The following is a 13521-nucleotide window of genomic DNA, read 5'->3' on the forward strand; positions in this document are numbered from 1 at the left end:
CGGCGGTCAGGGCAGCAGACGCTGTTCCTTGGCCACGGCGACCGCGCCCGCACGGGTGTCCACGCCCAGCTTGTCGTAGACGCGGCGCAGATGGGTCTTGACGGTGGCCTCGCTGATGTACAGGGCGCGGGCGATGGCGTGGTTCGGCAGGCCCTGGGCGAGCTGCGCGAGGATGTCGCGCTCGCGCGGGGTGAGGGCCGGGCGCGGGTCGCGCAGCCGGGACAGCACACGGCCGGCGACCGGCGGCGAGAGCGCGGGGCGGCCCTTGGCGGCGGCGTGGATCGCGGTGAACAGGTCCTCGGGGCGCTCGGCCTTGAGCAGATAGCCGGTGGCGCCCGCCTCGACGGCCCGGGTGACGTCGGCGTCCGTGTCGTAGGTGGTGAGGACCAGGACGTGCGGGGCGGGGTGCGCGGCGCGCAGCCGGCGGGTGGTCTCGACGCCGTCGATGCCCGCGCCGAGTTGCAGGTCCATCAGGACGACGTCCGGTGCCGTGCGGCGGGCCAGCGCCAGCGCCTCCTCGCCGCTGCCCGCCTCGCCGACGACCTCGATGTCCGGGGCGCTGTGCAGCAGGGCGAGCAGTCCGGCGCGTACGACGGCGTGGTCGTCGCAGACGAGGATGCGGACGGGGGGTTCGGTCATCGTGGCTCCAGGGGGATCGCCGCGGACAGGACGGTGCCCCGGCCCGGCGCCGACTCGACGGTGAGAGTGCCGCCCAGCTGCCGCAGCCGGGCGCGGATCGCGGGCAGTCCGTGGCCGCGCCGCTCGTCGCCCCCGGGGTGCCGGGTGTGCGCGGGGTCGAAGCCGCGCCCGTCGTCCATGACGTCCAGCACGATCTGGTCGTCCAGGCAGGTCAGGGTGAGGGTGGCGGTGGTGGCGCCCGCGTGTTCGCGGACGTTGGCGAGGGCGCCCTGGGCGATGCGCAGCAGGGCGGACTCCACGGGCGCGGGCAGCGCCTCGGGCGGGGCGCCCTCGGTGTGCACGCGGACGGTGAGGCCGTCCGTCGTCTCCCGGCCGGCGACCGCGCGCAGCGCCTGGGACAGGCCCCCGCCCCCGGCGAGGTCGGCCGGGGTCAGGTCGTGCACGAAGCGGCGGGCCTCGGCGAGGCTGCGCTCGGCGATCGCCGCGGCCGTGCGGACGTGCTCGCGGGCGGTGCCCGGCGCGGTGTCCCAGAGCCGGTCGGCGGCCTGGAGCAGCATGCGCTGGCTGGACAGGCCCTGGGCGAGGGTGTCGTGGATCTCCCGGGCGAGCCGTTCGCGTTCGGCGAGGGTGCCCTCCCGGCGTTCGGTGGCGGCGAGTTCGCGGCGGGTGCGGACCAGGTCGTCGATGAGGGCGTGCTGGCGGGTGGCCTGGCGGTGCATGACGACGTAGACGGTGGCGGCCACGGCTGCCACGGCCGGCGGCGCGACCAGCACGTTCGGGTCCGGCCACCCGGCGAGTTCCAGCTGCGCGGCCACCGCGAGCGCCGTCAGCAGCGCCACCAGCGGGATCGCGGCGCGGGGCGGGAGGGTGCGCAGGCCGGTGTAGAAGAGCGGGACCGCGCACCAGGCGAAGCTGGGGGCCTGCACGACGAGCAGCGCCCAGGCCGCCACCACGAGGGCGAGCCAGGCCAGACGGCGCGGGCCGGGGCGGGTGCCGAGGGCGGGTCCGAGGACGTAGAGCACGGCGAGCAGCAGGGACAGGGCGACGATCCAGGGGGTGTGCGGGCCGCCGCCGTGCCGGGCCAGATAGCGGGCGAGCGAGGCGGCCAGCAGCACGAAGAAGGCCGTGTGCATGACGGTCGTGAGGGCGCGGGTGTCGTCCTGTGCGGGCTCCGGCACCGCCACCACCTCCCGTGTCACCGCGCTGAACTGGGCAAACAAGCTCCATTGTGCCCAGGCTCCGGGCGCCCGGGGTCATCCGATCGGATGACCCCGGGGACCACCGGTCCGGCGACGGGTGGCGGCGCCGGGCGGTTCCAGGATCGGTACCGAGGCGATTCGGCCTCGGCCCGGCCGTCCCTCGGCCGCGGTCTTTCCGCCACAGGAAGGTTGTCCGTCATGTCCAGCCGCAGGAAGCCCACCCGCCGTACCCGTGTCCTCGTGGGCGGCGCCGCCCTGGCCGTCGTCGGCGCGGGTGTCGTCGGCACGGTCGCCGCCAACGCCGCCGACACGAACGGCGCCGCCCCGGCCGCCACGCCCGTCGCCGTCCGGGCCGGCGATCTCGCCCAGACCACGCACCTCACGCTGAAGGCCGCGGAGCAGGCGGCGCGGGCCGCACTGGACGCCGCCGTCAAGGACGGCCGGCAGGTGTCGGTGGCCGTGGTGGACCGCGACGGCAACACGCTGGTCACGCTGCGCGGGGACGGAGCGGGCCCGCAGTCGTACGAGTCCGCCGAGCGCAAGGCGTTCACGGCGGTGTCCTGGAACGCGCCCACCTCTGAGCTGGCCGGGCGGCTGGCGCAGGCACCGGCCCTGAAGGACATCCCCGGCACGCTGTTCCTCGCGGGCGGCACCCCGGTGACGGCCAAGGGTGCCCCGGTCGCGGGCATCGGCGTCGCGGGCGCGCCGTCCGGGGACCTGGACGAGAAGTACGCCCGCGCGGGCGCGGCGGCGCTGGGCCGCTGACGCGCGACGACGTCCGGGCCCCCTGGTGGGGGCCCGGACGTCGGGCCGAGGAACCGGCCGGATCAGGCGAGGTCGAACCGGTCCAGGTTCATCACCTTGTCGAACGCGGCGACGAAGTCCTTGACGAACTTCTCCTTGGCGTCGTCGCTGGCGTAGACCTCGGCGACGGCGCGCAGCTCCGAGTTGGAGCCGAAGACGAGGTCGGCGCGGCTGCCGGCCCACTTCAGCTCGCCCGTGGCGGCGTCCCGGCCCTCGAAGGTGGTCTGGTCCTCGGAGGTCGACTTCCACGTGGTGCCCATGTCGAGCAGGTTGACGAAGAAGTCGTTGGTGAGGACGCCGGGCGTCTTGGTGAAGACGCCGAGCTGCGACTGCTGGTAGTTGGCGCCGAGCACGCGCAGGCCGCCGATCAGGACGGTCAGCTCGGGGGCGCTGAGGGTGAGCAGGTTGGCCCGGTCCAGCAGCAGGTACTCGGCCGGCAGCCGGTTGCCCTTGCCGAGGTAGTTGCGGAAGCCGTCCGCGGTCGGCTCCAGCGCCTCGAAGGACTCGGTGTCGGTCTGCTCCTCGGTGGCGTCCACCCGGCCCGGCGTGAACGGCACCCGGATTTCGAAGCCGCCCTCCTTGGCCGCCTTCTCGACGGCGGCGACACCGCCGAGGACGATCAGGTCGGCGAGCGAGACCTTCTTGGCGCCGGAGGAGGCGTTGAAGTCCCGCTGGACGCCCTCCAGGGTGCGCAGCACCTGGGCCAGCTCGTCGGGCTCGTTGACCTCCCACTCGCGCTGCGGGGCGAGGCGGATGCGGGCGCCGTTGGCGCCGCCGCGCTTGTCGCTGCCGCGGAAGGTGGACGCGGAGGCCCAGGCGGTGGTGACCAGCTGGGACACGCTCAGGCCCGATGCGAGCAGCTTGGCCTTCAGCGCCGCGATGTCCGCGTCGTCGATCAGCTCGCCCTCGCGCTCCGGCAGCGGGTCCTGCCAGATCAGGGTCTCCTCCGGGACCTCGGGGCCGAGGTAGAGGGACTTCGGGCCCATGTCGCGGTGGGTGAGCTTGTACCAGGCGCGGGCGAAGGCGTCGGCGAACTCCTGCGGGTTCTCGTGGAAGCGGCGGGAGATCGGCTCGTAGATCGGGTCGAAGCGCAGGGAGAGGTCCGTGGTCAGCATCGTGGGCAGACGCTTCTGGGTCGGGTCCTGCGGGTCGGGGATCGTGGCCTCGGCGTCCTTGGCGACCCACTGCTTGGCACCGGCCGGGGACTCGGTCAGCTCCCATTCGTGGCCGAAGAGGTTGTCGAAGAAGCCGCTGCCCCACCGGGTCGGGGTGGAGGTCCAGGTGACCTCCAGGCCGGAACCGATGGCGTCCCTGCCCTTGCCGGAGCGGTAGGTGCTCTTCCAGCCGAGGCCCTGCTCCTCCAGGCCGGCGGCCTCGGGGTCGAGGCCGACGTGGTCGGCGGGGCCGGCGCCGTGGGTCTTGCCGAAGGTGTGGCCGCCCGCGATCAGGGCGACGGTCTCCTCGTCGTTCATGGCCATGCGGCGGAAGGTCTCGCGGATGTCGCGGGCCGCGGCCAGCGGGTCCGGGTTTCCGTTGGGTCCCTCGGGGTTGACGTAGATCAGGCCCATCTGGACGGCGCCGAGCGGGTTCTCCAGCTCGCGGTCGCCCGTGTAGCGCTTGTCGTCCAGCCAGGTGGTCTCGGGACCCCAGTAGACGTCCTCCTCCGGCTCCCACACGTCCTTGCGGCCGCCGCCGAAGCCGAAGGTCTGGAAGCCCATGGACTCCAGCGCCACGTTGCCGGCGAGGATCATCAGGTCGCCCCAGGAGATCTTCTGGCCGTACTTCTTCTTGATCGGCCACAGCAGCCGGCGGGCCCGGTCCAGCAGGACGTTGTCCGGCCAGCTGTTCAGCGGGGCGAAGCGCTGCTGGCCGTGGCCGGCGCCGCCGCGGCCGTCGCTGATGCGGTAGGTGCCGGCGCTGTGCCAGGCCATCCGGACCATCAGCGGCCCGTAGTGGCCGAAGTCGGCGGGCCACCAGTCCTGTGAGGTGGTGAGCAGTTCCTGGATGTCCCGCTTCACGGCGGGCAGGTCGAGGCTCTGGAAGGCCGCGGCGTAGTCGAACTCCTCGCCCAGCGGGTCGGCCGCGGGCGGGTTCTTCGCGAGGATCTTCAGATTGAGCCGGTCCGGCCACCACTGGCGGTTGCCGCCGCCCTGGGTCGGATGCGGGGCCCGGTCGTGGGCGACCGGGCAGCCGCCGCTCCCCTCCTCCGACTTCGCGTCTGTGACGATCGCGTCGTGGTTATCAGTCATGGCAATCCTTCCGAACTAAGCGGAACCAGGTGCTCAGGAACTGCGGCCGGTGGAACAGTCGGGGCACACGCCCCAGTAGACGACCTCGGCTTCGTCGATGGCGAAGCCCCGGCCGTCCGCGGCGGTCAGGCAGGGCGAGTCGCCGACGGCACAGTCGACGTCGACGACGGCGCCGCACGACCGGCACACGATGTGGTGGTGGTTGTCGCCGACGCGCCCCTCGAACCGGGCCGGGTGACCCGCGGGCTCGATGCGGCGCACGAGCCCCGCCGCCGTCAGGGCGTGCAGGGCTTCGTAGACGGCTTGCAGGGAGATGTGGCCTACGCGGTCGCGGACCCCGGAGGCGATCGCCTCGGCGCCGAGGTGGTCGCCGTCCCGGACCGTCTCCAGCAGCGCGACGCGAGCCGCCGTCACGCGCAGGCCGGCACCGCGCAGCTCCTCGGCGGTGGTCGGAGTCGGGGAGGCGGTCATGGGGCTGAACCTACTCTCAGAAACACGAGGGGTTCAAGAAAACGAACCATGCAATTCCGGTCGCCCGCCGGTGTACGGCGTTCACCTCCGCGTGGCCTTGCGCGGGGGCATGCACGCATCATGTGGCCCCACCCCACTCTCCCCGGGCACGGCAAGCCGAACCGTCCACCGATCGGGCGAGAGGGGCGGACGGCCGGCCCGCCCGCTACTTCAGGATGTTGACGGCCCGTGCCACCACGAGGACCACGGTCACCAGGGACACCGAGGACTGCAGCAGCATCAGCATCTTGGCCCAGCGCGACAGGGGCATCACGTCGGTCGGACTGAAGGCCGTTGCGTTGGTGAACGAGAGGTACAGGTAGTCGAGGAACTCCGGTTCCCAGTCCGCGGGCGCCAGCTCGGGGTTCTGCATCTGTACGAAGAGGAAGTCGGCGTACTGCCGTTCCCCGCGCACCCGGGCCATCGGGCCGCCGCGGTCGGATTCCCAGTACCACAGCGCGAAGACGATGACGTTGGTGAACCAGATGACGCCGCCGGCCCGCAGCAGCGGCACCGCGCCCTGGCCCCCGCCGCCGTGCAGGAGGTCCACCACCAGCCGGGCCGCCGACCACCCGTTGGCCAGGCTGATGACCCCGATCAGCAGCAGTCCCAGCCAGCGCAGCCATCGCGTCCGCGGCTCGACCCGCCGGGGGTTGCCGGCCACCAGCGCCAGCAGCAGCACGAACTCCAGCACCGGCAGCGCCCAGACCGGCCGCAGCAGGGCGAGCCGGTGCGGCAGCGCGAGTTGCAGGGCGATCGCGGCCAGCATCACGGCCGTCACGGCCCAGCGGGTCTCGCCCTGTGTCACCCGGCGCCACGCCGGGACCAGCTCACGCTCGCCGCTGCGCAGCAGCCGCTCGATCCTGGCCGGCCGGCTGCCGGCGTCGTCCCTGTCGTCGGTCATGCCGGTCATTGTCCCGGGCCCGCGCCCCGCGGTAGTGGCCGGGACGGCACGCCCTACGCGGATCCGTCAGACGGACCGCTCCTCGTGCGCCGTCGGCTCGCCGCGGCCGGGCTCGCGCCGCCAGGCGGGGAGCACCTCGCGGCCGTGCGCCTCGTTGATGACGCCGGCCGCCGACGCGTACCAGGCGGCGAGGCCCGTGAGGATGCCGAACCAGCCGCCCACCTGGGTCATGACGTGCGGCGGAGCACCGGCCTGGAACGACCCGATGGCCAGGAAGAGGTAGGTCAGGGTCAGCAGCACGAACACCGCCAGCACGGGGAGGCTGACGCGCAGGGCGCCCACGGTCATGTAGGCGGTGAAGACGGCCCACCCGAGCAGGTACAGCCCCAGCGCGTTGTGCGCGTCCCCGGCGAGCGCCACGCGCGGCGCTATCCACCAGTACGACAGCCAGAAGGCGGCGAAGGAGACGAACGCCGTCGCGCCGAAGGTGTTGCCCCTGCGGAACTCGAAGAGTCCCGCGGCGAACTGGGCGATACCGCCGTAGAACGCGGCGAGACCCAGGACCGGCAGGATCGCGGCGGGCTCCTTCAACAGGTTGGTGTTGACGATCGACAGCAGCAGCGTCGTCAGGGCGAAGCCGGCCAGACCCAGCGGGGCGGGATCGGCCCAGGCCGCCGAGCGCGGGGCCGCCTCGGGCGGCCGCTTGGGGAGGGGGCTCCTCGTGTCCTCGTGCATAACCGGCATTCCCTTCGGCCAGTGGTCAGCAGGGCCGACGGCCCTGGCGCGCCTAGCCCGCAAACGTGCTGGTCACTGCCCCCGAGGCGGGCTGTGACACTCGCGTGCCACCTAGATACACCTGTACAGAATGTACCCATTCGCACCAATTCTCAGCCCTGGCATCCCTCATTGATCCCGCCGTCCCTCTCCCGGGCCGCGGGCCCGGGCTCCGTCCCTCCGTGGCGGGCCGCCTTTCCCGCGTCGGTCCGGCGGGGCTCGGCGGAGGTGGTGGTGGCCGGGGTGCGCCCTTTCGCGGGCGCCGGTCGCGGGCCTAGGGTGAGCCGGCCGTCGGCCGCCGCCGGGAGGGGAAGTGATGGTGCGCAGGACCGGGTTGCTCCGCCATGCCGCGCTCTGCGCGGCCGCCGTGCTGCTGTCGGGCGGTCCGGCCGCCGCGGCCTCCGCCAAGGCCGCGGCACCCGGGCCGGACCCGGTCGCCGCCCGGCTCGACGCCTACTGGACACCGGCCCGCATGACGGCCGCCCTGCCCGCCGGTCCCGCGAAGGGCGCCGAGGGGGGCGCCGGCGCCGCACCCTCGGTGGACGGCCCCCGGCCAGGCGAGTACATCCCGCCCAGCCACAGCTTCGCGGGCATCCCGCAGGCCGGCACGTTCTTCTGGACCGACGCCAAGGGCACCGGCCGGACGTGCAGCGGCTCGGTCGTCCGCAGCCCCGGACGCGACCTGGTGCTCAGCGCGGGGCACTGCCTCAAGGGCTACTCCGGCACCGCCCCGCGGCGCGATCTGGCCTTCGTCCCCCAGTACCACGACGGGCTCAAGCCCTTCGGGATCTTCCCGGTCGTGACGAACGGCGTCTACGTCCCGCAGCAGTACTACGACCTCGGCGAACACGCGGGAGCCGGCTACGACTTCGCCTTCGCGGTCACCGGACCCAACGAGGACGGGACGGTGCTGCAGGACGCGGTCGGCGGCGTACGGCTGCTCACCGGGACGGGCTACCTGCACGCACCGGTGCGGATGATCGGCTATCCGGCGGGGGCGGCGGAGCCGCTGGAATGCTGGAGCCGGACCACGGCGTGGGTCAGCGACGACCCGGCCGACCCGGGCGTCTTCCCGCGCATCGCCTGTGACGCCTTCGTCGGCGGCACCAGCGGCGGCCCCATGCTGGTCCCGTGGTTCGACGGCTGGGCGGTCGTCGGCGTGATCGGCGGCTACCACACCGGCGGCAACACCGCCCAGGTCTCCTACAGCGCCTACTTCGGCGCCGCCACCCGGGCCCTGTACCGCGCCGCCGCCACCGGAGCGCCGCCCGCGGGCCCGGCCCCTACGGAGACCCCGAGCGGAAAGACCAGGGTTGATCCCTGATGAACCCAGGGTGACGAGCCGTCACCCTTGAGCCATGACCGACGAACATCCGCGCGGACGCCGCAGGGGCGTGGGGTTACGGACCCTCCTCGCCTGTGCGGTCGCCGCCTTCTGCACCCTCGCGGCGTCCCTGCCCGCCGCCGCGACCACCGGCGCGCCCTCCACCGCGCCGCCGCCCCGCCGCCTGGCGCTGCCCTCCCCCACCGGGCCGCACCCCGTCGGCGAGGTGTCGTTGCACCTGGTGGACACCGCACGTCCCGATCCCTGGCAACAGGGGCCGCCTCACCGCGAGTTGATGGTCAGCGTGTTCTATCCGGCGGCGCACACGACGGGCCGCCCGCAGGCCCCGTACATGCTGCCCGCCGCGGCGGCCCACTTCGACCGCGTGACCGCCGACGACTATCTCCAGCTCGGCCTCCCCACCGGCCGAACCGACTGGGCCGGAGTGGCCACGCACGTGGCGCTCGGCGCTCCGGTGACCCCGGGCCGAAGAGGGCGGCTTCCGGTGGTCCTCTACTCACCCGGCCTCGGCGAACCCCGCACCTGGGGCACCACGTTGGTGACGGAGCTGGCCGGCCGCGGCTACGCCGTCGTGACCGTCGACCACACCTACGAGTCGCCCGAGATCCAGTTCCCGGACGGCTCGCTCGCCACCATGGTGCCGCCCGGCGATCCCGACGCCTTCATCCGCAAGTCCCTGGCCGTCCGGGTCGCGGACATCCGCTTCGTGCTCGACCGACTGCGGCTGCTCGACGACGGTCACGACCCCGACGCGGACGGGCAGCGCCTGCCGAAGGGGCTGACCGGCGCGCTGGACCTGTCGAGGGTGGGCATGTTCGGCCACTCCATGGGCGGCAGCGCCGCGGCCCTGGCGATGGACGCCGACCACCGGATCACCGCGGGCATCGACATGGACGGCAACCTGACCTACGTCGACGGTTCGCCGATGCCGGTCGCCCGGCACGGCCTGGACCGGCCGTTCCTCCTGCTGGGCAAGGACGGCGAGACGGACACCGGCCCCGGCTGGCAGGCGTTCCGCGCCCACACCCCGGGCTGGACGCGTCAGCTCACCCTGCGCGACTCGGGCCACGCCTCGACCACGGACGCGGAGGCACTCCTCCCTCAGCTGCACCTGCCACCGTCCGTACAGGCCGCCGCCCTCGGCACCCTCGACCCGGTCACGGCGATCCGTACGAGCGAGGCGTATGTGGCCGCCTACTTCGACCACTGGCTGCGCGGCGGCAGCGGGCGGCTGCTGGAGGGGCCGTCGCCGAGGTACCCGGCCATGGAGTTCGTGGACTGACCCGGCCCGTGCGGGTGCGGCGGCACCGGCTGCGGCGGTCCTAGCAGGCGGTCGGCGCGTAGAGCGCCAGCTGGTCCTTGACCCACGGGTCGTAGACCGCCAGCTTGCGCTTGGCGGCGGGGTCGAACTGGGCCAGCTGTCCCGCGATCCAGGGGTCGAGGCGGTGGTGCTGCCGGGAGCAGACGGAGGTGGCCCGCGCCGCCGCGGAACGGGTGCCGGTACCCGGGGCGTGCTGGGGCGCGGCCGACGCGGAGCCGGCGCCGGCGAGCAGCGCGCCACCGACCAGTGCGGCCGAGGCTCCCACCGCTCCCGCGTGCCGAATCAGCTTGATCATGACGTTCTCCTTCCTGCGCGGCCGGTGACGGGCCCGGGGCGCCCTGCGGTGGCTCACCCCGTCGGCGCCCGACCGGCCGGTGGGGGCGTCTACCCCACCACTCACGCCTCACTCATCCGCGTCCGCGGACGGAAGGAGCCGCCCCTGCCTCATCCGCCCGGCCGCGCCTCGGCAGGCGCGGGCGCGGTCTCGCCGGCCGCGCCCGCCGGGGCGCCTCCCGTGGCCACGGCCTTGAGCTGCTCCAGCGAGTCCCGTGCCAGCAGGGCCAGTGGCCGCTGCTCGTCCGGGGCGATCCAGCGTTCGAAGGCGACCTTGAAGACGGCGACGCCCGTCTCGGCGGTCAGGCTGGCGGCGGGTTCCGGGACGCCCCGGCGGCGCAGCGTGTCGGCGAGTGCGGCCGCGAGCGAGGCGAGCTTGATCAGTTCGCGCTCGCGCAGTTCGGCGGTCGCGGAGATCACGGCGTGCCGCTTGCCCGCGAACTCGCGCCGCTCCTCGAACGTCACGCAGACCGCGTCCAAGCCGGCCGCCAGCACGTCGAGGGTGGCCGCGGCGGGCGGGGCGTCGGCGACGGCCTCGGTGAACAGCCGCTCCAGTTCACCGGACCCGGCGAACAGGACTTCGCGTTTGTCGGCGTAGTGCCGGAAGAACGTGCGCTCGGTGAGTCCGGCGCGTTTCGCGATCTCCGCCACGGTGGTCTGTTCGAATCCGCGCTCGCCGTACAGCTCCAGCGCCGCCTTCGCCAGCCGCTCCCGTCCGTTCGGCTCCCATCTGCCCATGGCGCGAATCCTACGCGATGACAGTCACCGACATCAGTGCTAGCGTTTTGACGACAGTCACTGACATCAACTGTTCCGGGAGAACACTCATGCGCGTTTTCGTGACCGGTGCGTCCGGCTGGATCGGTTCCGCCGTCGTTCCCGAACTCCTCGACGCGGGGCACCAGGTGGTCGGCCTCGCCCGCTCCGACGCCTCCGCCGCCGCTCTCACCGCGGCAGGCGCCGAGGTCGTCCGCGGCGGCCTGGACGACCTCGACGTCCTCGCGTCCGCCGCCGCCGACTCGGACGGGGTGATCCACCTCGCCTTCAAGCACGACATCGCCTTCTCCGGGGACTTCCGGAGCGCGGCCGAGGCCGACCGCAGGGCCGTCGACACCCTCACCGGGGCGTTCGCCGGGAGCGACCGCCCCTTCGTCATCGCCTCCGGGGTCGCCGGGCTGAAGCCCGGCCAGGTGTCGACGGAGCGGGACATACCCACGGTCGAAGGCGACTCGCCGGTCCTCATCCGGGCGATCACCGCGGAGGCCGTACTGGCGTGCGCGCAGCGGGGAGTGCGCTCCAGCGTGGTACGGCTCGCCCCCACCTGCCACGGCGAGGGGGACCACGGGTTCGTCGCCGCTCTGATCGGCATCGCGCGGGAGAAGGGCGTCTCCGGGTATCCGGGCGACGGCGCCAACCGCTGGCCGGCCGTGCACCGGCTCGACGCGGCGCGGCTGTTCCGGCTCGCGGTCGAGAAGGCCCCGGCGGGATCCGTGCTCCACGGCATCGCCGAGGAGGGCGTCCCGATCCGCGAGGTGGCCGAGGTGATCGGCCGTCATCTCGGTGTGCCCACGGTCTCGGTGGGCGCCGAGGACGCGGCCGCGCACTTCGGCTGGATGAGCGGCTTCGCGGCTATGGACGCCCCCGCCTCGAACGACCTCACCCGCGAGCTGCTCGACTGGGAGCCGACCCGGCCCGGCCTGCTCGCCGACCTGGAGGAGGGGCACTACTTCCGCGCCCCGGCGACCAGCACCGTCTGACCCCGGTCGGCACCGCGGCACGGGGCCTCGCGGTCCGCGGCGCCGATCCCGGCCGGGCCCCGAAATCCGGTCCGCCCGCCCCCGGTGGCGGCATGCACCGGGGGCGGCTCGGGCCGGGCGGGCCGGCCGCCGGCGTTTCTAGGCGAGCGGCGCGCCGAACCACCTCGGCAGCCGACGGGCCAGGTCCGCCGGGTCCTCGCCGGCCCAGACCACATGGCCGTCCGGGCGCAGCAGCACCGCGGGGACGTCCAGCCGCTCGCTCGCGTCGACGACATGGTCGATCCGGTCCGCCCAGCCGGTCACCGAGAGGCGGCCGGTGCCGTCGAGCAGCAGGCCGCGGCCGTGGCGCATCAGCTCGTAGAGGCGGCCGTGCTTCAGCGGCATGTCGGGCAGCCGCCGGCCGAGCAGGTCGTGGCCCTCGCCGACGTCGTAGCGGATCCCGGTCGCGATGATCTTCTCGGTGAGGTGGCGGTTCACCTCCTCGAAGTCCATCAGCTCCGTCACCAGCCGGCGCACCGCCCGGGCACCGGGTTCGAGGGAGACCAGCTCCATCTGCGCCCGGGTGTTCTCCAGTACGTCGGCGGCCACGGGGTGCCGCTCGCGGTGGTAGGTGTCCAGCAGGTCCGCGGGCGCCCAGCCGGCGATCTCGGCGGCCAGTTTCCAGCCGAGGTTGAAGGCGTCCTGGAGGCCGAGGTTGAGCCCCTGCCCGCCCATCGGCGGGTGGACGTGCGCCGCGTCGCCGGCCAGCAGGACCCGGCCGTCCCGGTAGCGCTCGGCCAGCCGGGTGCCGTCGCCGAAGCGGGCGAGCCGGCGCGGCTCGTACATGCCGAAGTCGGTGCCGGCGACGGCCCGCAGCTGCGCTCGGACCTCCTCGGGCGTCGGCGGGACCGAGCGGTCCTCGGCCACCCCGTCGGCGGGTACGACGACGCGGTACACGCCCTCGCCGATGGGCATGGCGCCGAAGCGCAACTGGGTCCTGCGGACGTCGGCGACCACGGCGGCCACCTCCTCCGGGGACGCCGTCAGCCGCATCTCGCCCAGGAGGGTGTCGACCCGCGAGGGCTCGCCCGGAAACCCGATGCCGAGCAGCTTGCGCACCGTGCTGCGGCCGCCGTCGCAGCCGACGAGATAGCGCGAGCGCAGCCGGGTGCCGTCGGCCAGCTCGGCGCTCACCCCGTCCGCGTCCTGGCTCAGACCCGTCAGTTCGCTGCCGCGGCGGATCTCGGCGCCCAGCTCGACGGCGTGCTCGGCCAGCAGGCGGTCGGTCACGGGCTGCGGGATGCCGAGGACGTACCCGTGCGCGGTGTCCAGGCCCTGCGGCTCCGGCTTCCGGATGCCCGCGAAGAAGCCGGCGAGCGGATGCCGCCGGCCGAGCGCCAGGAACCGGTCGAGCAGACCGCGCTGGTCCAGCACCTCGATGCTGCGCACGTGCAGGCCGAGCGACCGGACGATCTCGGTCGGCTCCGTCTCCTTCTCCAGCACCACGGTGCGCACGCCGTGCAGCCGCAGCTCCGCGGCGAGCATCAGTCCGGTCGGTCCGCCGCCCGCGATGATCACGTCGATCACGAAAATCCCCCCATGTGCCCAGGTCACGGACCGCGCTGCCACCGGCGGCCCGCCGTTCAGGCTGGTGATTGTGCGCCGCGTACGGGGGCTTGCCGCAAGGCCCCCCGCCCGCTATATGTT

At 73.8% G+C, this 13521-nt stretch carries 13 protein-coding genes; 4 read left to right on the forward strand and 9 right to left on the reverse strand.

Features of this window, described 5'->3' with window-relative positions:
- Positions 1–6 precede the first annotated feature (6 nt).
- Together BLW85_RS03900 and BLW85_RS03905 are read right to left on the reverse strand one after the other, a co-directional pair.
- The gene (locus BLW85_RS03900) at positions 7–639 is read right to left on the reverse strand and encodes a response regulator (RefSeq protein WP_074990669.1); all 633 of its coding nucleotides are present in this window, start codon (positions 637–639) and stop codon (positions 7–9) included.
- Positions 636–1826: a sensor histidine kinase gene (locus BLW85_RS03905; RefSeq protein WP_074995964.1), complete on the reverse strand. Its 1191-nt coding sequence runs from the start codon at positions 1824–1826 to the stop codon at positions 636–638. The genes BLW85_RS03900 and BLW85_RS03905 overlap by 4 nt, the downstream gene beginning before the upstream one ends.
- Before the next feature lie 210 nt (positions 1827–2036).
- Here BLW85_RS03905 and BLW85_RS03910 point away from each other — a divergent pair, with 210 nt between their 5' ends.
- Positions 2037–2603 carry a GlcG/HbpS family heme-binding protein gene (locus BLW85_RS03910; protein WP_070024910.1) on the forward strand — a complete coding sequence of 189 codons (567 nt, stop codon included), beginning with the start codon at positions 2037–2039 and terminating at the stop codon, positions 2601–2603.
- Between the two features lie 62 nt (positions 2604–2665).
- On the opposite strand, the gene katG is transcribed toward BLW85_RS03910, so the two are convergent.
- The 4 genes from katG to BLW85_RS03930 all read right to left on the reverse strand — a co-directional run bounded on the left by katG (position 2666) and on the right by BLW85_RS03930 (position 7040).
- Positions 2666–4891 carry a catalase/peroxidase HPI gene (gene katG, locus BLW85_RS03915; protein ID WP_074990671.1) on the reverse strand — a complete coding sequence of 742 codons (2226 nt, stop codon included), beginning with the start codon at positions 4889–4891 and terminating at the stop codon, positions 2666–2668.
- Positions 4892–4924: 33 nt separating this feature from the next.
- Positions 4925–5362, reverse strand: coding sequence for a Fur family transcriptional regulator (locus tag BLW85_RS03920; protein WP_074990673.1), 438 nt, complete (start codon positions 5360–5362; stop codon positions 4925–4927).
- Between the two features lie 205 nt (positions 5363–5567).
- The gene (locus BLW85_RS03925; RefSeq protein WP_070024907.1) at positions 5568–6305 is read right to left on the reverse strand and encodes a DUF1345 domain-containing protein; all 738 of its coding nucleotides are present in this window, start codon (positions 6303–6305) and stop codon (positions 5568–5570) included.
- Positions 6306–6371: 66 nt separating this feature from the next.
- Entirely contained in the window at positions 6372–7040 is a 669-nt protein-coding gene (locus tag BLW85_RS03930) for an acetate uptake transporter (protein WP_070024906.1), read from the reverse strand.
- A 355-nt stretch (positions 7041–7395) separates the two neighbouring features.
- On the opposite strand from BLW85_RS03930, the gene BLW85_RS03935 reads away from it, so the two are divergent.
- Together BLW85_RS03935 and BLW85_RS03940 are read left to right on the forward strand one after the other, a co-directional pair.
- Positions 7396–8403 (forward strand): trypsin-like serine peptidase, encoded by a 1008-nt coding sequence (locus BLW85_RS03935; RefSeq protein ID WP_074990675.1) that lies wholly within the window; start codon positions 7396–7398, stop codon positions 8401–8403.
- 34 nt (positions 8404–8437) lie between these two features.
- Entirely contained in the window at positions 8438–9706 is a 1269-nt protein-coding gene (locus tag BLW85_RS03940) for an alpha/beta hydrolase family protein (RefSeq protein ID WP_074990677.1), read from the forward strand.
- Between the two features lie 40 nt (positions 9707–9746).
- Here the strand turns inward: BLW85_RS03940 and BLW85_RS03945 are convergent, their stop codons facing one another.
- Together BLW85_RS03945 and BLW85_RS03950 are read right to left on the reverse strand one after the other, a co-directional pair.
- On the reverse strand, positions 9747–10040 hold the full coding sequence (locus BLW85_RS03945; protein WP_070024903.1) for a hypothetical protein: 294 nt from the start codon (positions 10038–10040) through the stop codon (positions 9747–9749).
- Between the two features lie 149 nt (positions 10041–10189).
- The gene (locus BLW85_RS03950) at positions 10190–10816 is read right to left on the reverse strand and encodes a TetR/AcrR family transcriptional regulator (RefSeq protein WP_074990679.1); all 627 of its coding nucleotides are present in this window, start codon (positions 10814–10816) and stop codon (positions 10190–10192) included.
- Positions 10817–10905: 89 nt separating this feature from the next.
- Here BLW85_RS03950 and BLW85_RS03955 point away from each other — a divergent pair, with 89 nt between their 5' ends.
- Positions 10906–11835, forward strand: coding sequence for an SDR family oxidoreductase (locus BLW85_RS03955; RefSeq protein WP_074990681.1), 930 nt, complete (start codon positions 10906–10908; stop codon positions 11833–11835).
- Positions 11836–11973: 138 nt separating this feature from the next.
- Here the strand turns inward: BLW85_RS03955 and rox are convergent, their stop codons facing one another.
- The gene (gene rox / locus BLW85_RS03960; RefSeq protein ID WP_070024900.1) at positions 11974–13401 is read right to left on the reverse strand and encodes a rifampin monooxygenase; all 1428 of its coding nucleotides are present in this window, start codon (positions 13399–13401) and stop codon (positions 11974–11976) included.
- Positions 13402–13521: the final 120 nt, after the last annotated feature.

Source organism: Streptomyces misionensis, assembly GCF_900104815.1.
Lineage (GTDB): Bacteria > Actinomycetota > Actinomycetes > Streptomycetales > Streptomycetaceae > Streptomyces > Streptomyces misionensis.

Bases quoted from the DNA above. Each gene is read 5' to 3' on its own strand.
- BLW85_RS03900 (WP_074990669.1), bottom strand. From the start codon at position 639: ATGACCGAACCCCCCGTCCGCATCCTCGTCTGCGACGACCACGCCGTC.
- BLW85_RS03910 (WP_070024910.1), top strand. From the start codon at position 2,037: ATGTCCAGCCGCAGGAAGCCCACCCGCCGTACCCGTGTCCTCGTGGGC.
- katG (WP_074990671.1), bottom strand. From the start codon at position 4,891: ATGACTGATAACCACGACGCGATCGTCACAGACGCGAAGTCGGAGGAG.
- BLW85_RS03920 (WP_074990673.1), bottom strand. From the start codon at position 5,362: ATGACCGCCTCCCCGACTCCGACCACCGCCGAGGAGCTGCGCGGTGCC.
- BLW85_RS03925 (WP_070024907.1), bottom strand. From the start codon at position 6,305: ATGACCGACGACAGGGACGACGCCGGCAGCCGGCCGGCCAGGATCGAG.
- BLW85_RS03930 (WP_070024906.1), bottom strand. From the start codon at position 7,040: ATGCACGAGGACACGAGGAGCCCCCTCCCCAAGCGGCCGCCCGAGGCG.
- BLW85_RS03935 (WP_074990675.1), top strand. From the start codon at position 7,396: ATGGTGCGCAGGACCGGGTTGCTCCGCCATGCCGCGCTCTGCGCGGCC.
- BLW85_RS03940 (WP_074990677.1), top strand. From the start codon at position 8,438: ATGACCGACGAACATCCGCGCGGACGCCGCAGGGGCGTGGGGTTACGG.
- BLW85_RS03945 (WP_070024903.1), bottom strand. From the start codon at position 10,040: ATGATCAAGCTGATTCGGCACGCGGGAGCGGTGGGAGCCTCGGCCGCA.
- BLW85_RS03950 (WP_074990679.1), bottom strand. From the start codon at position 10,816: ATGGGCAGATGGGAGCCGAACGGACGGGAGCGGCTGGCGAAGGCGGCG.
- BLW85_RS03955 (WP_074990681.1), top strand. From the start codon at position 10,906: ATGCGCGTTTTCGTGACCGGTGCGTCCGGCTGGATCGGTTCCGCCGTC.